The organism is Kitasatospora sp. NPDC097691, from assembly GCF_040302665.1.
Lineage (GTDB): Bacteria > Actinomycetota > Actinomycetes > Streptomycetales > Streptomycetaceae > Kitasatospora.
The window spans coordinates 38354-60644 of record NZ_JBEORY010000009.1; the positions used below are offsets into that span (position 1 = coordinate 38354).

17 protein-coding genes are annotated in these 22291 nt (G+C 74.8%); 7 read left to right on the plus strand and 10 right to left on the minus strand.

The annotated features are described in order from the left end of the window. Positions 1-117: 117 nt before the first annotated feature. Complete coding sequence (locus ABTY56_RS09110; protein WP_350627926.1) at positions 118-1815, minus strand: sensor histidine kinase; 1698 nt, start codon at positions 1813-1815, stop codon at positions 118-120. Positions 1816-2137: 322 nt separating this feature from the next. Here ABTY56_RS09110 and ABTY56_RS09115 point away from each other — a divergent pair, with 322 nt between their 5' ends. The 3 genes from ABTY56_RS09115 (at position 2138) to ABTY56_RS09125 (ending at position 6417) form a co-directional block, all read left to right on the plus strand. Beyond that, positions 2138-3013 carry a universal stress protein gene (locus ABTY56_RS09115; RefSeq protein ID WP_350627763.1) on the plus strand — a complete coding sequence of 292 codons (876 nt, stop codon included), beginning with the start codon at positions 2138-2140 and terminating at the stop codon, positions 3011-3013. A gap of 160 nt (positions 3014-3173) precedes the next feature. Continuing rightward, a complete protein-coding gene (locus ABTY56_RS09120; RefSeq protein WP_350627765.1) occupies positions 3174-4304 on the plus strand; it encodes an Acg family FMN-binding oxidoreductase in 1131 nt (376 codons plus the stop codon). A 385-nt stretch (positions 4305-4689) separates the two neighbouring features. After that, positions 4690-6417, plus strand: coding sequence for a TROVE domain-containing protein (locus ABTY56_RS09125; RefSeq protein WP_350627766.1), 1728 nt, complete (start codon positions 4690-4692; stop codon positions 6415-6417). Positions 6418-6452: 35 nt separating this feature from the next. Here the strand turns inward: ABTY56_RS09125 and ABTY56_RS09130 are convergent, their stop codons facing one another. From ABTY56_RS09130 to ABTY56_RS09140, 3 genes are all read right to left on the minus strand, one after another. Next, complete coding sequence (locus ABTY56_RS09130; RefSeq protein ID WP_350627767.1) at positions 6453-6848, minus strand: PIN domain-containing protein; 396 nt, start codon at positions 6846-6848, stop codon at positions 6453-6455. Positions 6849-7070: 222 nt separating this feature from the next. Then, positions 7071-7481, minus strand: a complete 411-nt coding sequence (locus ABTY56_RS09135) for a PPOX class F420-dependent oxidoreductase (protein WP_350627768.1) — start codon at positions 7479-7481, stop codon at positions 7071-7073. Positions 7482-7552: 71 nt separating this feature from the next. Further along, positions 7553-8953, minus strand: coding sequence for a D-alanyl-D-alanine carboxypeptidase family protein (locus ABTY56_RS09140; protein WP_502893061.1), 1401 nt, complete (start codon positions 8951-8953; stop codon positions 7553-7555). A gap of 151 nt (positions 8954-9104) precedes the next feature. On the opposite strand from ABTY56_RS09140, the gene ABTY56_RS09145 reads away from it, so the two are divergent. Then, complete coding sequence (locus ABTY56_RS09145; protein ID WP_350627769.1) at positions 9105-9302, plus strand: hypothetical protein; 198 nt, start codon at positions 9105-9107, stop codon at positions 9300-9302. A 5-nt stretch (positions 9303-9307) separates the two neighbouring features. Here ABTY56_RS09145 and ABTY56_RS09150 read toward each other — a convergent pair whose 3' ends face one another. The 3 genes from ABTY56_RS09150 to ABTY56_RS09160 all read right to left on the minus strand — a co-directional run bounded on the left by ABTY56_RS09150 (position 9308) and on the right by ABTY56_RS09160 (position 13714). Beyond that, entirely contained in the window at positions 9308-10696 is a 1389-nt protein-coding gene (locus tag ABTY56_RS09150; RefSeq protein WP_350627771.1) for a serine/threonine-protein kinase, read from the minus strand. 188 nt (positions 10697-10884) lie between these two features. Next, entirely contained in the window at positions 10885-12666 is a 1782-nt protein-coding gene (locus ABTY56_RS09155; protein WP_502893064.1) for a S8 family peptidase, read from the minus strand. Positions 12667-12958: 292 nt separating this feature from the next. Next, a complete protein-coding gene (locus ABTY56_RS09160) occupies positions 12959-13714 on the minus strand; it encodes a TetR/AcrR family transcriptional regulator (protein ID WP_350627775.1) in 756 nt (251 codons plus the stop codon). An 81-nt stretch (positions 13715-13795) separates the two neighbouring features. Between ABTY56_RS09160 and ABTY56_RS09165 the strand changes: the two genes are divergently transcribed. Continuing rightward, the gene (locus ABTY56_RS09165) at positions 13796-14647 is read left to right on the plus strand and encodes a siderophore-interacting protein (RefSeq protein WP_350627777.1); all 852 of its coding nucleotides are present in this window, start codon (positions 13796-13798) and stop codon (positions 14645-14647) included. Between the two features lie 341 nt (positions 14648-14988). Here ABTY56_RS09165 and ABTY56_RS09170 read toward each other — a convergent pair whose 3' ends face one another. After that, entirely contained in the window at positions 14989-15156 is a 168-nt protein-coding gene (locus ABTY56_RS09170; protein ID WP_350627779.1) for a hypothetical protein, read from the minus strand. A 91-nt stretch (positions 15157-15247) separates the two neighbouring features. Here ABTY56_RS09170 and ABTY56_RS09175 point away from each other — a divergent pair, with 91 nt between their 5' ends. Both ABTY56_RS09175 and ABTY56_RS09180 read left to right on the plus strand, forming a co-directional pair. Then, positions 15248-18607 (plus strand): S8 family serine peptidase, encoded by a 3360-nt coding sequence (locus tag ABTY56_RS09175; RefSeq protein WP_350627781.1) that lies wholly within the window; start codon positions 15248-15250, stop codon positions 18605-18607. Positions 18608-18744: 137 nt separating this feature from the next. After that, entirely contained in the window at positions 18745-19728 is a 984-nt protein-coding gene (locus ABTY56_RS09180) for an alpha/beta fold hydrolase (protein WP_350627783.1), read from the plus strand. A 120-nt stretch (positions 19729-19848) separates the two neighbouring features. Here the strand turns inward: ABTY56_RS09180 and ABTY56_RS09185 are convergent, their stop codons facing one another. Beyond that, positions 19849-21285, minus strand: coding sequence for a vWA domain-containing protein (locus ABTY56_RS09185; RefSeq protein WP_350627785.1), 1437 nt, complete (start codon positions 21283-21285; stop codon positions 19849-19851). After that, a complete protein-coding gene (locus ABTY56_RS09190; protein ID WP_350627787.1) occupies positions 21282-22172 on the minus strand; it encodes an AAA family ATPase in 891 nt (296 codons plus the stop codon). Before ABTY56_RS09190 ends, ABTY56_RS09185 begins: the two co-directional genes overlap by 4 nt. Between the last annotated feature and the right edge of the window lie 119 nt (positions 22173-22291).

Genomic DNA, 22291 nt, shown 5'->3' on the forward strand with positions numbered 1-22291 from the left:
CGACCTGGGCTGACGCCGACCTGGGCTGAGGCCGACCGGGACCGACACCCGACCGCCCGCCCGGCCACCGGAGACGGTGACCGGGCGGGCGGGGGCCGGCCCCGGCGGCCGCGGGCCTCAGGACCCGATCGGGGCCTCCCACGCCAGCCGGGTGCCGCCGCCCTCCGCCGGCCCGACGGCGAAGGACCCGCCGACCCGCTCGGCACGCTCGGAGAGGTTGCGCAGGCCGCTGCGCCGCCCGCCCTCGGGCACGCCGACACCGTCGTCCGTGACGGTCAGCACCACCCGCCCGGCGAGGGCGCGCAGTGTCACCTCGACCCGGGAGGCGTGGGCGTGCCGGGCGGCGTTGCTGAGTGCCTCGGCGAGGACGGCCACCACGTGCTCGGCCAGCTCCTGCGGCACGTCGGTGTCCAGCAGGCCCTCCATGCTCAGCCGGGGTGCCAGGCCGAGCGGGCCCTGCGCCTCGGTGACCACCCGGGTGGCCCGGGCGCGCAGGCCCCGGTCGGGCTCGCTGTGGGCGCGCAGGCCGAAGATGGTGGATCGGATGATCTTGATGGTCTCGTCCAGGTCCGCCACCGCCCGGGCCACCCGGTCCGAGGCGGCCGGGCTCTCGATCAGCCGGCCCGCGCTCTGCAGCGTCATGCCGGTCGCGAACAGCCGCTGGATCGCCAGGTCGTGCAGGTCCCGGGCGATCCGGTCACGGTCCTCCAGCAGGTTCAACTGCTCGGCGTCGCGCCGCCGTTCGGCCAGCTCCAGGGCGAGCGCGGCCTGGTCGGCGAAGCCCAGCAGCGGGCCGGTCTCCTCCGGCCCGAAGGCCGGCTGCCCCTGCGCCCGGGCCAGCAGCAGCACCCCCCGCCCGTACCCGGAGCCGGTGCCCAGCGGTACCGCCACCGCCGCGCCCAGCCCGTCGAACCGGCCCGCCGGGCCGGCCGGGAAGCGGGCGTCGCAGGCCAGGTCGTCACTGGTCACCGGCGAACCGGAGGCGTACGCGGCGCCGGACAGCGTGCCGTCCACCGGCACCGTCACCCCCAGCCGCCCCGACGGCGAGCCGCCCAGCGCCACCTCCACGGCCAGCTCCTCGGCCCGCTCCTCCGGACCGGCCAGCGCCACCGACACGTCCGCCAGCTCGGCGCCGGATATCTCCCGGGCCCGCCGGGCGATCAGCTCGACCACCTCCAGGCGCGGCGCGCCCGACAGCAGGCTGCGGGTGATCTCGGTGCTCGCCCGCAGCCAGCGCTGGCGCAGCTGCGCCTCCTCGTACAGCCGGGCGTTGTCGATCGCCACCCCGGCCGCGACCGCCAGGGTGGAGATCACCGCCTCGTCGTCCTCGTCGAAGTCCAGCCCGCCGCGCTTGTCGGTGAGGTAGAGGTTGCCGAACACCTCGCCGTGCACCCGGACCGGCACCCCCAGGAAGGTGTGCATCGGCGGGTGGTTGGCGGGGAAGCCGATCGAGGCCGGGTGGTCGGACAGCACCGGGCAGCGCAGCGGCTGCGGCTCGCGGATCAGCTCGCCGAGGATGCCCCGGCCGGACGGCGGCGGGCCGATCGCGGCCATCTCCTCGTCGGTCAGACCCACCGTCAGGAACTGCGACAGCGAGTGCCCGTCCGGACCGATCACCCCCAGCGCGCCGTAGCGGGCGTCCACCAGGTCCACCGCGGCCTCGACGATCCGGTGCAGTGCCTGCGCCAGATCCAGCTCACGGCCGACCGCGAGCACCGCCTCCAGCAGGCTGTGCACCCGGTTCTGCGTCCCGCGCGCCGCGTCGATCCGCCACTGGAGCTCCTCCAGCAGCTCGTCCAGGCGCAGCCGGGGCATCCGCGCGCCGCCACCCGCCGCGCTGCCGTCCGCTCCGCCCACCGCTGTCCTCCTCGTGTCCCGACCCGACCGGCCGACCCCGCCCCGGGCCGGCTCGGGTGCCGTCCGACCAGCGGGATCTCGCCGTTCACGGTAGTGCCCGGTGGGCGGTGGACGGTACGGCGGGGTCGGATCCGCGGGCCTTTGGTCCCGCGCCCGGGGGCCCTGCGGCCTCTGTCCCCGGGCCCGGCGCGGCTGACAGGGTGGGGACGGAACGGACGGGGCGTCAGCACGCACCGAATCCTGCGCCGAACCGCCGACTGCGACACCCTGGAGGACGCTCATGAACGAGCGGAACGAGCTGACGTCAACCGTACTGGCCGGGGTCGACGGCTCGCCGCAGAGCACCGCCGCCGTGCACTGGGCCGCCGAGGAGGCGGTGCGCCGCGGCGCGGCGCTGCGACTGGTGCACGCGTGGCCGTGGCTGACCGACGGGGTGTCCTCGTTCGCCGAGCCCGACGACCTGCCCGACGTCGTCCGGCGGACCCTGGCCGAGGCGGCCGAGGACGTCCGCGGGCGCCACCCGGAGCTGGCCCTGCAGACCGACGCGGTGCTGGACGCGCCGGTCGACGGCCTGGTGGCCGCCGCCGCGGAGGCCGAACTGCTGGTGCTCGGTTCGCGCGGCCGCGGCGGCTTCAGCGGGCTGCTGCTCGGCTCGGTCGGCATGGCGGTGGCCGGCCGCAGCGGGGTGCCGGTGGTCGTGGTGCGCGACGCCCACGAGGGGGCGCGGGACACGGGCGAGGTGGTGGTCGGCGTCGACGCGCACGGCGCGGAGGAGGAGGTGCTCGACTTCGCATTCCGGGCGGCCGCGCTGCGCGGTGCCCGGCTGCGGGCGGTGCACGGCTGGGAGCTGCCGCCGCTGTTCGGCTACGCGGGCGGGGCCGTCCCGGCGGGCGAGATCGAGCAGCTGGAGGCGCTGGAGGCGAAGCTGCTCGCGCTCGCCCTGGCCGGCCCGCGCGAGCGGTACCCGGACGTCGAGGTGGTCGAGGACGTCCGGCTGGGCGAGGCCCGTGCGCTGGTCGAGACCTCGGCCGGGGCCTCGCTGGTCGTCGTCGGCCGGCGCAACCGCCCGGTCGACTTCGGCCCCCGGCTCGGCCGGGTCGCGCACGCGGTGCTGCACCACGCCCAGGCCCCGGTGGCGGTCGTCCCGCACGCGTGACGGGCGACGGGTGACGGGGCCGTGAGGACGGGCCCAAGGGCCCGGAGGACGACGGCCGTACGGCTCTGTCGCCCGCCGGGCCGGGAGCGCAGGCTCGGTAGTAGTGCGGACCACGCGGTCGCGCCGGTGGACCGCTCTCCGGTCGAAGGAGTGGATCGTCATGACGCGCACCCAAGCACCGAACCCGGCACCGAACCAAGCACCGAACCCGGCACCGAACCCGGCACCGAACCCGGCACCGAGCCCGGCACCGGGACCGGCACCGAGCCCGGCATCGGGACCGGCACAGGCCCCCGCCCCGACCGCGCCGCTCGGCCCGGCGGACCTGCGGCTGCTCGCCGCCGCCGGCGGAGCGGCGCCGTCGCTGCACAACAGCCAGCCCTGGCGCTTCGCGCCGACCCCGGACGGGCACGGGCTCGCCGTGCGCGCCGACCCCGGCCGCTCGGTGCCGCTGGCCGATCCGGTCGGCGCCGCGGTGCACATCGCGGTCGGCGCGGCCGTGTTCAACCTGCGGGTGGCCGCCGGTCGGCTCGGCCGCGAGCCGGTGGTCCGGCTCCTCCCGGACGCCGCCGACCCCGGCCTGCTGGCCGTGCTCGACCTCTCCGGTCCGGCCCGGGCACGTACGCCCTTCGGCCGCGACCTCCACCCCGCCATCGCCGCCCGTCACTCCAGCCGCGAGCCGTTCACCCAGCGCGACGTCCCCGAGGCCGTGCTCGGCGAGCTGATCACCGCCGCCCGCGACGAGGGCGTGGCGCCGGCGGTCCTGGAGGAGGACGGCGTGCGGCGGGTGCTGGCGCTGACCGCCGAGGCCGAACGCCGCAACGCCGCCGATCCGGCCCGCACCGCCGAGTCCCGCGCCTGGCTGCGGACGGACGGCGCCGCGGCCGGGGACGGCATCCCGTGGTCCGCGCTCGGCTCGCAGGACCACGACGCCCGGGTGCCGATGCGCGCGTTCGCGGGCCGTCCGCCGCGCGGACCCGCGCAGCCCTCCCACCGCTTCGAGGCGCTGCCGCAGCTGTGCACCCTCAGCACCCCCGGCGACGGCCCGCCGGACTGGCTGCGCACCGGCCAGGCGCTGGAGCGCGTGTGGCTGCTGGCCACCGTGCACGGCGTCCGGCTGACGGTCTGGCACCAGGCGGTGGAGTGGCCGGACACCCGCTGGGCGCTGCGCGATCCGGCCGAGGGGCCGGGTCACGTCCAGCTGGTGGTGCGGGTCGGCTACGGTCCGCCGGGTGCGGCCACGCCTCGCCGTCCGGTCACGGAGACGTTGGACGGGCCGGCGGGGTCCTGAGCGGTTCGGCCGGCCGCTCGGCGCACGGCAGGTCGGCCGGTGCCAACACCTCTGCCCTGAGCCGCAGTTCGGGGCTGCGGCGGAAGGCCGGGGTGCCCACGCAGGCCGTACCGGTCATCCCGCCCCACCGCCAGGACGCGCACCGCGATCGGTTTTCCCGTACGGTTCGAAGTCCCGCGCGCACGCGTCGGAAATAATCGGGTGACGGGCCGCGGCCGACCGGGTAGCGTCCGGGACGGCGCCTCCCGATGCGCTCGGCCCCGGTTACTTCATCTGACAAAAAACAAGTGCACCCGGTGCCACTTCGATCCCGGGAGGCGCCCGCCTCGGCGTGCGCCCGCACCCTCCCTTCCCCAGCCTGACCACCCACCAGGGGGACATCTGCATGACCCGGTTCAGCCGCGAGCGGACCAAGGCCGACACCAGGGCCGAGATCCGGCGAGAACTACCGGGACTGACCAGGCGCGGGGTGTCCTCCCCGCTCGCCACCGACGGCCTGTGGCCGATCCCCGAGGTCACGCACCTGCGGTCGGCACCCCCTCCGGTCCTCTCCCGCAAGCGGGCCGCGCCGAGCAGGGCCCCTGGCGCGGCCGTCACCAACCACCAGGGCGGAACCGGGTACGTCCGGGAGCCGAAGTCGGAGCTGTTCCTCCTCGCCGTCTCCCACCTGTTCGGTCAGGAGAGCTTCTACGAGGCGGCCGCCGAGCGCGACGAACGCTACGTCGGGCTGATCCGCGAGCACGCCGTGAGCGACCCGCAGTGGACCCTCGGCCTGCTGCGCTGGCTGCGCGCCGAGGCCCGGATCCGGACCGCCGCGGTGGTGGGGGCCGCCGAGTTCGTCCACGCCCGGGCCGCGGCCGGCGCCGCCGGGCACTCCCGGCAGGCCGTCGACGCCGTGCTCCAACGGCCCGACGAGCCGGGCGAACTGCTCGCCTACTGGACCACCCGGTACGGCCGCCGGCTGCCCCAGCCGCTGCGCCGCGGCATCGGCGACGCCGTCCGCCGGCTCTACACCGGCCGAGCGCTGCTGAAGTACGACACCCCCTCGCACGGCTTCCGCTTCGGCGACATCCTGGAGCTCACCCACCCCGCGCCCGACCCGGCCAAGCCCTGGCAGGGCGCGCTGTTCGGGTACGCCCTGGACCGCCGGCACCGCCCGGAGCACGCCCTGCCGCCCGCCGACGAGCGCTTGCTGACCGCCCACCACGCCCTGCTCGCCGTCCCGCCGGCCGACCGCCGGGCGCTGGTCACCGAGCCCGGCGGGGTGGAGCGCCTGGCGCAGGCCGGGATGACCTGGGAGGCGCTGGCCGGCTGGCTGCAGGGCCCGCTGGACGCCGCCGCCTGGGAGGCCGTCATCCCCTCGATGGGGCCGATGGCGCTGGTCCGCAACCTGCGCAACTTCGACGAGGCCGGCGTGGGCGAGGACGTGGCCGCGGAGGTGGCCCGCCGCATCGCCGACCCGGAGGAGGTGCGGCGCTCCCGGCAGTTCCCGTTCCGCTTCCTGGCCGCCCACCGCGCCACGCGCGGCTCGCGTTCCGCGCCCTCCCGTTGGTCCGAGGCGCTGGAGACCGCCCTCGGCCACTCGCTCGCCGGGGTGCCCGCGCTGCCGGGCCGCACCCTGGTGCTGGTGGACCGCTCGGGCTCGATGTTCGACCGGCCGTCCGCCCGGAGCCGACTCAACCGGGCCGACACGGCCGCCGTCTTCGGCACCGCGCTGGCCGTGCGGGCCGAGCAGGCCGACCTGATCCAGTTCGGCACCGGCAGCGGGGTCATCCAGCCGGAGGCGGCGGTGCTGGAGACCCTGCGGCGCTTCCGCAACCTGGGCGGCACCTCCACGGCCGCCGCGGTCCGGGCCCACTACCGGGGCCACGACCGGGTGGTCGTGGTGACCGACGAGCAGGCCCACTGGGCCTCGCGGGACGTCTTCGCGCCCGTCCCCGAGGGCGTCCCGGTCTACACCTGGAACCTGGCCGGCTACGCCACCGGCCACACCGCCCCGGGCCCGCACCGCTACACCTTCGGTGGCCTCAGCGACGCGGCCTTCGCGCTGATCCCGCTGCTGGAGCGCGGCCGGAGCGCCGCCTGGCCCTGGGACCGACCGCCCCGGGACTGACCGCCCCGGGACTGACCGCCCGGCCGCGGGCCCGATCAGGGCCGCACACTGCGCGGCCCGGTCACCGCCGCGCCCAGCGCGCCGACGCGGGCGCGCAGCTCGCGGTCGGCGGTGACCACCAGGCAGTCCCGTTCCGGGTGCTCGGCGCGGGCCGTCCGGACCAGCTCGACGATCCGGTCGTCCCCGCTGCCGCTCGCCTCGACCACCCGCACCGCGGGCAGCCCGGCGACGCCCCGGGCCGCGCCCTCCACGACCAGCACCACCTCCAGCGGGCCCGGCCGGTCCGCCAGCCCCCCTTCGGCGACGGCGACCAGCGCGTCCCGCAGCCGCTCGGCCGCGCCCCGCCGGTCCCGCCACCACCCGTCGGGCACCGACCCGACCACGTTCGCACCGTCCACCAGCAGCAGCGTCGGCGTGCCCTCTCGTCCCATGACCGCCAGCCTGCCACCCCGTACCGCCCCCGGCCGAACCGACGCCGCACCCGGTCCGCCCGAGGCGGTGAGCCGGGTGCACGGCCACTCGCACGGGGCACATGAGCTCCCGACAGGTGCCTCGGACAGTCAACCGGTGTGGCGTCGTTTCGCTCCGGCGCGGTGGTGCGGCCGGGGTCGTCAGGCGAGTGCCGTCAGGCCGGGTTCGTCGGGCCGGTGCCGTCAGGTCAGGGTGATCCGGATGCCCACGGTGCCGCGCTCGCCGCGCCGCAGCCGGCTCCCGAGCAGGGTGAGCACGCCGAGCAGGCCGTACTTCTGGCGCAGCAGGGTGCGGTAGGCGGCGGTGCGCTCGGGGGCGAGGATCTCGGCGGTCGCCGGGTACTGCTCACCGGTCGGGTGGCCCTTGACGTCGCACGGGCCGACCAGCACGTCGGCGCGGTTGCGGATCCGCTTGACCTTCCAGGAGTCCGCGACGGTCCAGATGCCGAGGGCCTCCCCGTCACGGACCACCCACACCGGGGTCGGCACGGTCGTGCCGTCCTTCTTGTACGTGGTGACGAGCAGGTAGCTCCCGGAGGAGAGCCGGACGATCCGGGCGAGCCGGTCCGCGGCGGAGGGGTCGGGCGTGGTCATAGCCGGAAGTCTAGAGGGGGCCGGCCGTGGATCGGGCCGCAGGTCAGCGGGCTCAGCGCGTCCGGTCGGCCTCAGCGCGTCCGGCGGGTGCGGCAGGTGCGCAGCAGCGCCCGGGCTTGGCGGGCCAGCCGGCGGTGGCCGCGGCCACCGACACCGGTGGCGCCGCCCACGGCGGTCGCGCCGCCGCGGTACGCCCGGGCGGAGCCGGCCGGGGCGTGGGCGGGCGCGGCGCGGCGGTGCGCGGCGGCTCGGGCGGCGGCCCAGACGGCGAGGGCGGTGCCGAGGACGGCGGCCGTCCAGACGGCGGGCGCGACACCGGGACCGTCGCCGCCGAGGACGGGTGGCTGTGCCCATGGCGGCAGTTGGGAGGCGGCCGCGGCCTCCGGGGCCCCGGACGCCGTCGGTGCGCCTGCCGACGCGCCGGCTGACGGACCGGCTGACGGGCCCGCCGACTCGGCCGGCGCGCCGGTGTCGTCGACGAGCTGCCCGACCGGCTGGACCTTCCCGACCGCCGCGAACCCCCAGTCGAGCAGGGCGGCGGCCTCGTCGTAGACCTTGCCCTGCGCCTCGGGGTGCATCACCGTCACCAGCAGGGTGCGACCGCCCCGTTCGGCGGCGCCGGTGAAGGTGGCGCCCGCGTTGGTGGTGTAGCCGTTCTTGACGCCGATCAGGCCCGGGTACTTGCCGAGCAGCCGGTCGGTGTTGGCGATGTCGAAGCTGGTCCGCTGGCCGGTGAGCTTGTCCAGCCCGCCGGGGAAGCGCGCGGTGCGGGTGGCGCAGTAGGAGCGGAAGTCGGCGTTGCGCAGCCCGGCGCGGGCGAAGAGGGTGAGGTCGTAGGCGGAGGAGACCTGGCCGTCCATGTCGTAGCCGTCGGGGGAGACCACCTTGGTGTCCCGGGCCTGCAGCGTGCCGGCGCGGACCTGCATCTCGGCGACGGTCTGCTGGACGCCGCCGTTGATGTGGGCGAGGACGTGGACGGCGTCGTTGCCGGAGCTGAGGAAGACGCCCCGCCAGAGGTCCTCGACCCGGTACGGCAGGTTCTCCTTGACGCCGACCAGGCTGCTGCCGGCGCCGACGTCGGCCAGCTCGGCCGGGGTGACCTGGTGCTCCAGCGAGCGGTCGAGCTTGGGCATCACGGTGTCCGCGAACAGCATCTTGAGCGTGCTGGCCGGGGGCAGCTGCAGATGGGCGTTGCGGGCGGCGAGCACCTCGCCCGTCCCGGCGTCGGCGACCAGCCAGGAACGCCCGCTCAGCTCGGACGGCAGGGCGGGTGCTCCGGCGAGCGGTGCGACCTGGACGTCCGGGCTGCCGAGCCGCTCCCCGCCGACGACGCCGCCGGCACCGCCGGCGCCGCGTATGAGGGCCGCGAGGGCCATCGGGGTGCCGACGGCGAGCACCAGTGCCGTGGCGGCGGCGCCGGCCGCGGCCCGGGTGACGTACGGGGATATCTGCTGCACTCGCTTGGGCTGCACACCGCGAACGTACCCGGGGCGTCGTCGGGCCGCCGTGCCTGCTGCTCCGTCCGGTGCCCCCACCCGGCGCCCGCCGCACGCGACTTTGGTGGTGGCCGGCCGCGCCGAAAGTCGGATGTCCGGGCGGTGGCGGATTCCTAGGCTCGGGGATATGAAGACCCTGCTCGGCTACTTCGGTTTCGTGCTGATCCTCGGCGGCGCGTCCGGCCTGCTGTCCGGCTGGCTCGGGGGCTTCCGGCTGTTCGGCTTCGTCCGGTTCCTGGTGCCGCACGGCCACGAGACCGCCGGGTACGCCGTCCTGCTGGCGCTGGGCGTCCTGCTGTCGATCCCGGCCGCCCGCCGGGGCTGAGGGACCTAGCTCCCGGCCTTCGGCCGGACGTCCACGGAGAGCGGGCCGCCGTCCTGCGGGTGCAGCGTGCAGTAGGCGAAGCGTTCGGCGCCCGAGAGCCAGTCGGCCTTGGACGGGCCGAGCACCGCCCGTGCGAGGCGCAGGCCGGGGTGGGCGGACTCGGCGTCCAGGGCGACGGTCGTGCAGCCGGCGCCGAGCACGGCCAGGGCGGTGTTCCACTGCGACTCGGACGTCGGCAGCGTCATCGTGAGGACCTTGCCGACCTGCGCCTGGTGCGGCAGGCCGCAGTCGACCGTCTTCCAGCCGACCCGGGTGTTCAGGTTGACCTCCTCCGCGCCGACCGGCGTGGTGTAGTCGATGCAGTCACCGGGGTGGAGCTGCGCCGGACGTGCCGAGGTCGTCGGGTGGTCTCGGGTCAAGGCCGGGGTCGTGGAGTCGTCGGACGAGCCGAAGGGCGGATCGGAGATCAGCCGCATGGCGATCACGGCGACCACCAGCACCCCTGCGCTGAACAGCACGGCGTTCCTGGCCTGCTTCTTCTGCTTCGGGACCGGCCCCGTGGTCTGCGGGGCCTTGCGACGGCCGTAGCGCTCGGCCAGCTTCCACAGCTGCTCGGCGACGGGTGCGGCCGCTGTGGGGCGGCGTGCCGGATCCCGCTCCAGCAGGGAGCGGATCAGCAGGTCGAGCTCCTCGGGCACGTCCGGTCGCTCGTCCCGCACCCGCGGGGGAGGGGTGGGCTGCAGGCGGGCCGCCCGGTCGCGGACCGGCGGATGCCCGACCAGCAGGGCGTACAGGGTGCCGCCGAGTGCGTACAGGTCCGTCCGGGCGTCGACGTCCAGGCCGAGGAACTGTTCGGGGGCCATGTAGGCGAGGGTGCCGGCGGCGATGGTGCGGTCGGCCTGCTGCGGGCCGGCCTGGGCGGCCTGCGGGCGCTCGTGAACGAGGCCGAAGTCCAGCAGCTTGACGCCGCCGTCCGCGGTGAGGAAGAGGTTGCTGGGCTTGACGTCCCGGTGGACGAGCCCGGACGCGTGGGCCGCCGCCAGCGCCTCGGCCACCCGGGCGCCGACCTCGGCCACCCAGCCCGCCGTCACCGCGCCGTCGTCCCCGCGGGCCTCCAGCGAGCGGCCGTCCAGCAGTTCCATGACGAGGAAGGGCGCGTTCTCGAACTCGCCGAAGTCGTGGACCACGACGATCCCCGGGTGCTGCAGTCCGGCGGCCGCCCGCGCCTCCCGCAGGAAGCGGGCCCGGGCGTCCTCGTTGGTCCTGTGCAGCAGCTTCACCGCGACCCGTCGGTCGAGCAGCCGGTCCTGGGCCGCCCAGACCTCGCCCATGCCACCCGCGCCCATCGGGCGGTCCATCAGGTACCGCCCCGCCACGACCGTGCCGCTCCGCACCGCGTCCGCCTTCCCATGATTCCCGGAAAGCACCACAGGGTAGGGCCAGGCGCCGACGTTCCCGCCACGGGGGTTGACGTCCCGTCGTGCGCCGCCGCGCCGTCGGCGTCGGCCGCACACGATCGAGGGGGCGGTCCCGGAGCGGGACCGCCCCCGTGCGGCGGTTCAGAAGCGGCGGTTCGGAAACCTCAGAAGGTGAGGTTCCAGGCGTCGATCGTGCCGGTGTCGCCGGCGGCGCCGTCCTTCACCCGGAGCTTCCAGGTGCCGTTCGCCGTGCTCGCGGCGGCGTTGACGGTGTAGGTCTTGGCGACGTTGTCGGTGCTGTCGCTGTTCGGGAAGTCCTCCAGGAGGTAGACCGTGCCGTCGGGGGCGACGAGGGAGAGGACCAGGTCACCGCGGTAGGTGTGCTTGATGTCCACGCCCACCTTGAGCGTCGCGGGGGCGTTGCCGGTGACGCCGGTGACGGCGAGCGGGCTCTCCACCGTGGTGTTGTCGGGGATCGCCACGTCGGTGGTGTTCTCGAAGTACTTGCCGGTGGGCGGGGTGGTGCCGCCGACCGCCTTCAGCGCGTCGACCTGGCCCTCGCCGAAGAAGGCGTTGTTCGCGGTGGTGCCGGTGCAGCGGCTGTCCGAGGCGGGGCAGGCCAGGTCGTTGGCCTGGCTCGCCAGCCGCGCCCGGATGTCGGCCGGGGTGAGCGACGGGTCGGTGCTCGCGATCAGCGCGGCCACCCCGGTGACGTGCGGGGAGGCCATCGAGGTGCCGCTCTTGGTGCCGTACTTGCCGCCGGGCAGGGTCGAGTAGACGCCGGTCGCGCCGTCGCCGCCGGGCGCCGCGACGTCGATGACGCCCCGGCCGTAGTTGGAGTAGGAGGCCTTGCCGCTGCCGCTGCCCGTGGCAGCGACGGTCACCACACCGGGGAGTTCGGTGGGGATGTCGAGGCAGGCGTTGCTGATGGTCCGGGTGACCTTGGTGGAGTCGTTCGGGCTCTCGGTGTCGGTGGTCTTGTTCGCCAGGTCGTAGTCGGCGTTGCCGGCGGCCGCGACCTGCAGCGACCCCTTGCCCTCGGCGTACTCCTGGGCGCGCTTGACGCCCTCGATGATGGCCGCCTGGTCGAGGTCGTTCGGGCAGTTGAACTGCCACGGGTCGGTGTAGTAGCTGTTGTTGGTCACCTTGAAGCCGTGGTCGCCGGCCCAGACGAAGCCGCAGACGGTGTTCTCGGCGTAGAACAGGGTGCTGGTCGGCTCGGCGATCCGGACGGAGGCGATCTTCACGCCCGGTGCGACGCCGACGACGCCCTTGCCGTTCTTCGCGGCGGCGATGGTGCCGGCGACGTGGGTGCCGTGGGTGTCGACGTCGCGCCAGGCGCCGGTGCGGGTGTCGGCCTTGCCGTAGGCGCAGGAGGCCGAGTCGGCGGCGTCGAAGTTCGGTGCGAGGTCCTGGTGTTGGTCGTCCACGCCGGTGTCGAGCACGCCGACCTTGACGGACGGGGAGCCGGTGGTGACGTTCCAGGCCTGGTCGGCCTTGATCTGGGTCATGTCCCAGCGGTTGGACTCGGTGAGCGTGGTGGCCGACTGGGCGGGGTTGGCGGGCAGGGCCGGGTTGTAGGCGTCGGCCGGCACGTCGGAGGTGCGGGTCGCGCCGACCTGCTGGATGCCGGCGACGGTCCGCAGTGCGGCGGCGAAGCCGGCGCCGGTGGAGTGGGCGACGATGACGCCGATCGCGTCGTAACTCGCGAAGACCGTACCGCCCTTCGCGGCGACGGCGGTCTTGGCGGCGGCGATGTCGGCGGGCGCGCTGATCACCAGGTAGGCGCGGGTGCCGGCGGCCCAGCCGGCGGCGGTGGCGACGGTGGTCGAGGCGGGGGCCTGCGCGGCCGCCGGGGCGACGGGTGCCGTGACGCCGCCGGGGACGGCGGGCGTGGTGTTCGTGGGGGCGGCGGCCGCGAGTGCCGTGGGGGTGGCGAGCGCCATGGCCGAGAGCACGGCGAGGGCTGCGGCCGGGCGGCCGAGCCGCCGGGATATCAGGGGTGACACGTGTCCTCCGAATCGACCCGTGGGTGTGAGGGGATCGCACGGGATTTGAAGGAAACATGCCAGATGGGGGAGGACTTGGGGAAGACTTTACACGTGACGACTTTTCACGGCAGGGGTCGTCCCGGGTTTCGGGAGCCGCGGGCGGCCGGTTGTCGGGCCGTCGGGTCGCGGCGTCCCGGGGTCGGCGGGCGGTCGGTGCCGTGCGGTCGGCGGCCGCCCGCCGACGGGCTCAGCGGCCGGCCGCCACGCCGTCGAGCAGGATGGCGAGCCCGCTGCGGAAGGCCTCCCGGTGGCCCTCCTCCGGGGGGCCGCCGGCGGTGCTCTGCAGGGCGGTGAGCAGCGGGAAGCGCTCGGCGAAGTCCGGTGCCAGTTCGGCGAGTCGGGTGGACCGTTCGGCCCACCAGTCCTGGTCGGCGACGCCGGTGACGGCCGCGGCGGCGCGGGCGTCGGCGGTGGCCGCGGCGAGGCCGCGGACGAACTGCCAGAGGGCGGCGACGGCTCCGCGCAGCCGTCGCGGGGGCAGGCCGGCCGGTCGCAGTGCGCGCAACAGGGTCTCCATCGCGGCCAGTTCGGCCGGGCCGAGCACCGGTCGGGCCTGCGAGACCTGGAGCACCCAGGGGTGGCGCAGATAACAGTCGTACAGTTCCCCGGCCCAGGCGGTGACGGCCTCCCGCCAGTCGTCCGTGGGCGGCGGACCGGCGGGCAGTTCGGCGAGCGCCCGGTCGTGCATCAGGTCGAGCAGTTCGGCCTTTCCCGGGACGTACGTGTAGAGCGCCATCGCGGTGCGGCCGAGTCGTTCGCCCACGGCGCGCATCGACAGCGCGGCCATGCCCTCGGCGTCGGCCACCGCGATTCCGGCGGACACGATCGCGTCCACACTCAGGCCCGGTTTGGGGCCGCTGCGCCCGGTGCGCGGTTCCGCGGCCGCACCCCACAGCAGGGCGAGCGACCGGTGGGCGTCGCCCTGCCCGGCGTAGACGGTCATCCGACATCTCCTTATGGCGTAAAGTATCGCTCCCGTGGCAACTCTTTATGCCGTAAGGTTACCAATCGAAGGGGCTTCCCGATGACCCTGCCCGTCACTTTCGTCGAGGTGGTCGAGGTTCGCCGGATCACGCCGCGCACCGCCCGGATCACCTTCGCCGCCGAGGAACTCGCCGACACCGTCGGCACCGCCCCCGACCAGCAGCTCAAGCTCTGCTTCCCGCGCCCGGGGCAGACCGATCCCGTGCTGCCCGCGCGGCAGGACGACCCGATGGACTGGTACCGGGCCTACCTGGCGATCCCCGAGGCCGAGCGCCCCCTGATGCGCAGCTTCACCCTGCGCCGCCGCCGGCCCGGCACCCGGCTGGTCGAGATCGACTTCGTGCTGCACGGCGACACCGGCCCGGCCGCCGGCTGGGCACTGCGAGCCGTGCCGGGGGAGCGGCTCGGGATGGTCGGCCCCGCCGCGGCGTACGCCCCGCCGGTCCCGTACGCCGAGGCCGCCGCGGCGGCCGACTGGGTGCTGCTGGCCGGGGACGAGACGGCGCTGCCGGCGCTCGCGACGCTGGTCGAGGCGCTGCCGGCCGGGGTGCGGGCGCTCGCGTACGTCGAAATCGCGGACGAGGCCGAGCAGCAGCCGCTGGAGAGCCGCGCCGACCTCGCCGTGCACTGGCTGCACCGGGGCACGGCCGCCCCGGGCGCGGCGCTGGCCGGGGCGGTCCGGGCCGCCGAACTGCCGGGCGGCACGCCGTTCGCCTGGTTGGCCGGAGAGGCGGGGGCGGTCCGGGCGCTGCGCCGGCACCTGGTCGAGGAGCGCGGCGTGTCGAAGGCCTCCGTCGACTTCACGGGGTACTGGCGCCACCGGCTGACCCAGGACGACGCGCCCACCGCCGAGGACCTGGCGGACGCTCAGGAGCGGCTGGCCGGGTACTGAACCCGAGCGGGCGCGCCGGCGCGGCGCGGGCAGGAGTGCGGGCCGGGGAGTGCGGGTCGGGGAGTGCGGGTCGGGGAGTGCGACAGGCGTGGCGGCCGCCCCGGCTTCCCCTGCTGCCCAGGCCTCCCCGGCCTCTTCCGGAAGACCTCGCGGCGGCTCCGGTTTTCGGCGGGAGCGGGCTGGGAAGGGAACGTCGTGGTGTCGACAAGTGGTCAACCCGGTGGCGGGGTTTCGCCAGTGTCCGGAGTTCGCCACGGGAATCCCCCGCTCGGCGGCATCCGGTTCCGCGCAGGGCCGATCGGCTGAAAGATGCGGATTCGGACCGATTTCCGCCGCGAATTTTACTGAGTGATGGTCAACTTTACTTTCTGATGGGTATTTACCCCCTTGTCGTGATCGCGCTGAGCTGCGTTGGATTGCGTCAGCCATTCATCAGACGAAAGGATGTCCATGATCGGCTGGCGGAAAGCCCAGCTAACAGCTGCCGTCACGGTCACCGCCGCGTCCATGGTCCTGAGCCTCGGGACCATTGCCAGCGCAGCGCCGAGCCCGGATCCGCAGAACGCCCAGGCGGCGTCCGCGGACGGGGCCCCGGTACCGGTGATCGTGATCCTGAAGGACCAGATCGCGGACGCCCCGGCCGACCACGGCCACCTCGGCGCCCGTCAGCAGAAGGCCGCCTCCGCGCAGGCGCCGCTGCTGAACAAGGTCAAGGCGGGCGGCGGCACCAACATCAAGAGCTTCGTGGTCGGCAACGCCTTCTCGGCCACCGTCAGCCCCGCTCTGCACGCCCAGCTCCAGGCCGACCCGGCCGTCGCCGCCGTGGTGGCCGACACCCAGGTCCAGGTCGCCCCGGCGTCCGCCGGCAAGGCGAAGCAGGCCAAGGACGCCGCCGACTCCGCGAACGCCGCCGGCGCGAAGGCGCCCAAGGCCGCCGCCGCTCCGCAGGCCGTCTCGGGCAGCAACGGCCAGGGTGCCGAGGAGAACGCGACCAACACGGCGTGCCCCTCCGACCCGAGCAAGCCCCTGCTGGAGCCCGAGGGCCTGTACTCGGTCCGGGCCTACACCGGCAACGGCAAGCCCGGCGTGGAGAACCTGGCCACCGGCAAGGGCGTCAAGGTCGCCTACATCGCGGACGGCCTCGACCCGAACAACCCGGACTTCATCCGGGCCGACGGCTCGCACGCCGTGGTCGACTACAAGGACTTCGCGGGCGACGGCTGGGACGCGCCGACCGGTGCCGCCGAGGCCTTCGGCGACGCCTCGGCGGTCATCGCCCAGGGCCGCCAGACCTACGACGTCTCGCAGTTCGTGAACCCCTCGCACCCGCTGCCGGCCGGCTGCAACATCCGCATCCGCGGCCTCGCCCCGGACGCCGACCTGGTCGCCCTGAAGGCCGGCGGCGAGCTGATGTCCAACTCGTCGATCCTGCAGTCGATCGACTACGCGGTGCGGGTCGCCCACGTGGACGTGCTGAACGAGTCCTTCGGCGGCAACGTCACCCCGGACAGCGGCGCGCACGACACCATCTCGCTCTTCAACGAGCAGGCCGTCAAGGCCGGTGTCACGGTCGCCGTCTCCTCCGGTGACGCCGGCATCAGCGGCACCGTCGGCACGCCGTCGACCGACCCGTACGTGATCTCGGTCGGCGCCTCCACCGACAACCAGAACTACCAGCAGACCGGCTACGCGGCCTCCCAGTTCTCCAACAAGACCTGGAGCAACAGCCGCATCTCCGCGCTCTCCTCGGGCGGTTTCACCCAGGCCGGCCGCACCGTCGACCTGGTCGCCCCGGGCGAGTCGGACTGGGCGCTGTGCACCCCCGACACCGCCAAGTACGAGGACTGCACGGGCTTCAACGGCAAGCCGTCGCCGATCCAGCCCTTCGGCGGCACTAGCCAGGCCGCCCCGTTCGTCACCGGTGCCGCGGCCCTGGTCATCCAGGCCTACCGCGACACCCACGGCGGCGACTCGCCGTCCCCGGCGCTGGTGAAGAAGTTCCTCACCGGCACCGCCAGCGACCTCGGCGTCCCGGCCGAGGAGCAGGGCGCCGGTCTGCTGAACGTCCGCGCCGCCGTCGAGGCCGCCCGCGGCTACGACGACGGGGACGGCACCGACGGCGCCAACACCGTCGTGGTCAACACCGGTCAGGTCGACATCGCCGGCACCCCCGGCTCGACCCACACCACCGACGTGTCCGTCACCAACACCAGTGACGAGCCCCAGACGGTGAGCGCCGCGACCCGCAGCTTCGCCCCGCAGTCGAGCAACCAGCAGACCGTCCAGCTGGACTCGTCCTCGACGGACACCTTCAAGTACGCCACCAACGGTGCGGACTGGGTGCAGAAGCAGGTCAAGTTCACCGTCCCGGCCGGCGCCGACCGCCTCGCGGCCTCGATCGCCTGGCACGGCGCGCCCAACCCGGTCACCAACGGCCCGGTGGTCCGCATGACGCTGCTCGACCCGTCGGGCCGCTTCGAGACCAACACCCGTCCGCAGGGCGGCGCCACCCCGGCGAACTTCGGCCTGGTGGACGTCCCGCACCCGGTGGCCGGTGAGTGGACCGCGATCCTCTACACCCCGGCGGGCAAGAACGGCTTCACCGGCCCGGTCCAGTTCGGCACGGCCACCCAGCGCGCGGTCCCGGCCGGCGCCGTGAGCCCGAGCACCGCCGAGCTGAAGCCCGGTCAGACCAAGACCCTCAAGGTCCAGTTGACCACCCCGGCGACCAGCGGTGACTCCAGCGAGGCGATCACCGTCTCCAGCTCCAACGGCAACACCACCAGCGTCCCGGTCACGCTGCGCAGCCTCGTCCCGGTCAGCCAGGGCAAGGGCACGTTCACCGGCACCATCACCGGTGGCAACGGCCGCAGCGCCTCGCCGACGCAGAGCTTCACCTACGGCTTCGACGTCCCGAAGGGCCAGAAGGACCTGCGGGTCGGCGTCACCGTCGGCAAGGACTCCAACCTGCTCATGCAGGGCGCGCTGATCAGCCCGAACGGCACCCCGATCGACATCGAGGGCAACGGCCTGTTCGACGCCCAGGGCACCCTGACCGGTACCGCGGCCGGCGTCTCGGCCACCACCGTCAACCCGGCCGCCGGCCGCTGGCGGTTCGTCCTGAACGTGCTCGGCCCGGTCAGCGGCCAGCAGCTCGCCCAGGACTTCGCCGGCACCGTCGCGTTCGACCAGGACCAGGCCACCGCGGCCGGTCTGCCGAACGACGCGCACACCAAGCTGGCGGCCGGCAAGCCGGTCACCGTCCAGGTGAACTACACCAACAACACCGTCGCCACCCAGAAGATCGCGGCCGACGGCCGCCTGGACCGCCGGGTGGACGTGCCGCTGGTGCCGCAGGGCGCCTCGGCGAACGTCAACCTGCCGCTGAGCCTCAGCTCCACGGTGCCGTCCTTCCTGGTGCCGCCGGGCACCGACCAGCTCAAGGCCGTGGCGGCGTCCTCGACGCCGGCGCAGATCGAGCTGAGCGCCACCACCGGCTCGCCGGACCTGTTCGGCGACCTGAAGAAGGCCCAGAACGGCTCCACCATCTCGGTCGTGACCGACAACGGCGCCGCCGAGCAGCCGGTCGTCCCGGGCAACTGGAGCACCTTCGTCCAGCAGATCGGCCCGTTCGGCACCGGCGGCGCGCCGACCGGCACGTCCACCATCACGGCCACCGCGCACACCCAGGCCTTCGACCCGGCGCTGGCCTCCAGCACCGGTGACCCGTACGCCGCCTCGGTGAACGCCTCGGCCCAGGCCGCCACCCCGGTGACCGTCGCCCCCGGCGCCACCGGCTCGCTGCAGGTGACGCTCACCCCGACCGGCCCGAAGGGCAGCACGGTCAAGGGTGTGCTGTACCTGGTGTCCAGCCCGACCGGGGTGGCCACCACCAACAACGTCCTGAACACCACCGGTGCGGTGCTCGCGGCGATTCCGTACAGCTACACGGTGAACTGACGCTCGGTCACGAAGCCGAAGGCCGAGGCCGTCCCGGATTCCCGGGGCGGCCTCGGCTGCTTCCGGCCCGGGTGCGGGCGTGGGGTTCCGGGGCCGGCCGGCTGGGCAGGTTCGGGAACGGACGGACGTTCTGAGGAATGGGGATCCACGTGTCGTACGAGGCCGTCAAGCACAGCGACGTCGAGGTGAACGGGGTACGGCTGCACCTGGCCGAGCAGGGGGAGGGGCCGCTGGTCCTGCTGCTGCACGGCTTCCCGGAGAGCTGGTACTCCTGGCGCCACCAGTTCGCTCCGCTCGCCGAGGCCGGCTACCGGGTGGTGGCGCCCGACCAGCGCGGCTACGCCCGCAGCGAGCAGCCCGCGAGCGTGGACGCGTACACCCTGCTGCACCTGGTCGGGGACGTGACGGCGCTGATCGGCGCGCTCGGGGAGGAACGGGCGGTGGTGGTCGGGCACGACTGGGGCGCCCCCGTCGCCTGGGCCACCGCGGCCCTGCGGCCCGACCTGGTGCGCGGAGTCGCCGGGCTGAGCGTGCCGCCGCTGCCGTCCGGGCCGACACCGCTGGCGCTGTCCCGGGAGAGGTTCGGCGAGGGCTTCTACCAGATCTACTTCCAGGAGCCGGGCCGGGCCGACGCCGAGCTGGCGGCCGACCCCAAGTCCTCGTTCCGCCGCATCCTCGGCGGCGGCCTCCGCCCCGACGGGGAACCGAGGGTGTGGGTCGTCCCCGAGGGCATGAAGCTGCTGGACACCGTCCCGGAGCCGGCGCGGCTCCCGGGCTGGCTCACCGAGGCGGACATCGACGCCTTCGCGGCCGACTACGCCCGGCACGGCGAGCGCGCCTTCACCGGGGGCCTCAACTGGTACCGCAACATCGACCGGAACAACGAGCTGATGGCGGCGTTCGCCGGCCGCCGGATCGAGGCGCCCGCACTGTACGTGACCGGTGAGCAGGACCTGGTCAACGCGATGGTCCCGCGCGACGTGATGGCCTACCTGCTGCAGCAGGTGACGCCGCGGCTGCACCGGCACCTCCGGCTCCCGGACACCGGGCACTGGACGCAGCAGGAGCGCCCGGCCGAGGTCACCGAGGCGCTGCTGGACTTCCTCGGCTCGCTGGACTGACGGCCCGCTGGACTGACGGCCCGTGCTCGTGCCCGGGCGACCGGAGGCCGGTCGCCCGGGTGGGGCGCCGGCCCGGTCTGGCCGGACGGGCGCTGTCCGAGGGGTGGGCCGGGGTGCGGCTCAGACCGGCAGGAGGCGGGCGATGAGTTCGCCGAGGCGGCGGGCGTTGCGGCAGGAGTGCATGTCCACGATGCCCGCGTAGGCGTGGGCGGCGGAGTCGCCGGTGGGCCACAGGGAGGGTTGCTCGGGGTTGAGCCAGATGACCCGCCGCGCCCGGCCGGCGATCCGGCGCAGGGCGTCGAGGTTGGGGTCGCGGTGGTTGGTGCGGGCGTCGCCGAGGATCAGGACGCAGGTGCGCGGGCCGACGGCGTCGAGGTGGTGGTCGGCGAACCCGCCGAGGGCCGAGCCGTAGTCGCTGTTGCCGTGGTAGCCCATGACCTGGGCCTCGGAGAGGATCCGGGCGGCCAGCCGGGCCGGGTCGTCGCCGTTCCTGAGCAGGTCGGTGACTTCGGCGGTGCGGTTGACGAAGGCGAACACCCGGACCTTGCTGAACTGTTCGCTCATCGCCTGCACCAGCAGCATGGTGAAGTCGGCGAAGCCCGCCACCGAGCCGGAGACGTCGCACAGCAGCACCAGCTCCGGCCGGGCCGGGCGGCGCAGCCGGTGGGCGGGGCGCAGTGGCACGCCGCCGGTGCCGAGGGAGCGGCGCAGGGTGCGGCGCAGGTCGATCCGGCCGCGGGCGGCGCGGCGGCGTCGGGCGGCCAGGCGGGTGGCGAGCTTGCGGGCCAACGGGTGGACGGTGCGCCGCAGTTCGGCGAGCTGGTCGCGGCCGGCGTAGAGGAAGTCGATCCGGTCGGCGGTGGGGGCGACGGCGCGTTCGGCGATCCGCTCGGGGCCGCGCAGCTCGGCGACCCGCCGGCGGGCCTCGGTGGTGACCAGGGCGCGGAAGTCGCGGATGCGACGGCGGACCTCGTCGGCGAGGACGAGGTCGGAGAGGTCCGCCGTGCCCGGCCCACTGCGCAGGGCGGCGAGGATCCGGGCGAGCAGCGTGTCGGGGCCGAGCCGGCCGAGCGCCTGCTGGGCGGACCAGCCGTCGGAGCCGGGCGCGCCGCCGGCGCCGTACCGGCCGAAGGCCTCCACGACCTCGCCGGCGAGCCGGGCCTGGGCGGCGCGGTCGTCGGCGGCGAGGGCGGCGGCGAGGCGTTCGCGCAGGTCGTCGCGGAGCGGGTCGGGGCGGCCGTAGCGCGGCGGTTCGGCGCCGTCGGGCACCGGCGGCGGGTCGGTGCGGACGGCTTCGGGGATGCCGACGCCGAGGGGGAAGAAGAGGTCGAAGGTGGCGTCGAAGACGGTCCGCTGGCCGTCGGAGCGCAGCAGGGCGGCGGCCAGGCCGGCGCGCATCTGCTCGCGGTCGGCGAAGCCGAGGACGTCGAGGACGGCGGCGGCGTCGACGGTCTCGGCGGGGCCGATCCGCAGTCCGTGGCCGCGCAGGGCGCGGACCAGGCCGGTGAGGCGGGCGGCGGTGTCGGCGGGCTCGCTCGGGCGGGGTTCGGCGGTCATGCCGGGGTGAGCTTCTGGGCGGCCTTCCGGATGTCGTCCTGGTGCTTGAGGATCACCCCGAGGGTGTCGCGGACGGCCGTCTCGTCGAGGGTGTCCGCGCCGAGGGCGAGCAGGGTGCGGGCCCAGTCGATGGTCTCGGCGACGGACGGCGCCTTGCGCAGCTCCATCGCGCGCAGCGCGCCGACGATCCGGACCAGCGACTCGGCCAGCGTGTCGTCCAGTCCGGGCACCTTGAGGCGGACGATCCTGCGCTCCAACTCGGCCTCCGGGTAGTCGAGGTGGAGGAAGAGGCAGCGGCGGCGCAGGGCTTCGGAGAGCTCGCGGGTGGCGTTGGAGGTGAGCACGACGAAGGGGCGGCGGCTCGCGGTGATGGTGCCGAGTTCGGGGACGGTCACCTGGAAGTCGCTGAGCACCTCCAGCAGCAGCGCCTCGACCTCGACGTCGGCCTTGTCCATCTCGTCGATCAGCAGCACCGTCGGCTCCTCGCCGCGGATGGCGGTGAGCAGCGGGCGGGTGAGCAGGAACTCCTCGCCGAAGATGTCGCCGCGGGCCTCGTCCCAGCCCTCGTCGCGGCCGGCGGTGATCCGCAGCAGCTGCTTGGCGTGGTTCCACTCGTAGAGCGCGCGGGCCTCGTCGATGCCCTCGTAGCACTGGAGCCGGACCAGCCTGGCCCGGCCGATCGCGGCGACAGCCTTGGCGAGTTCGGTCTTGCCGACCCCGGCGGGGCCTTCGACGAGCAGCGGCTTGCCGAGCCGGTCGGCGAGGAAGACGGTGGTGGCGACGGCGGTGGAGGCGAGGTAGCCGGTGGCGGCGAGCTGTTCGGCCGCGTCCGTGACCGAGGTGAAGAAGCCCGTACCGTCGCCGTTCCCGCTGCTGCCGCTGGTCATCCGCCTGCCCCGTTCCGGTTCGCCGTCTCCGTGCGGCGCCACCCTACCGGCCGGTCACTTCCTTGTCGCGGGGGGTCGACGGGCCGGCGCGGTGGGCATGACGGAGCGGCGTACGGCCT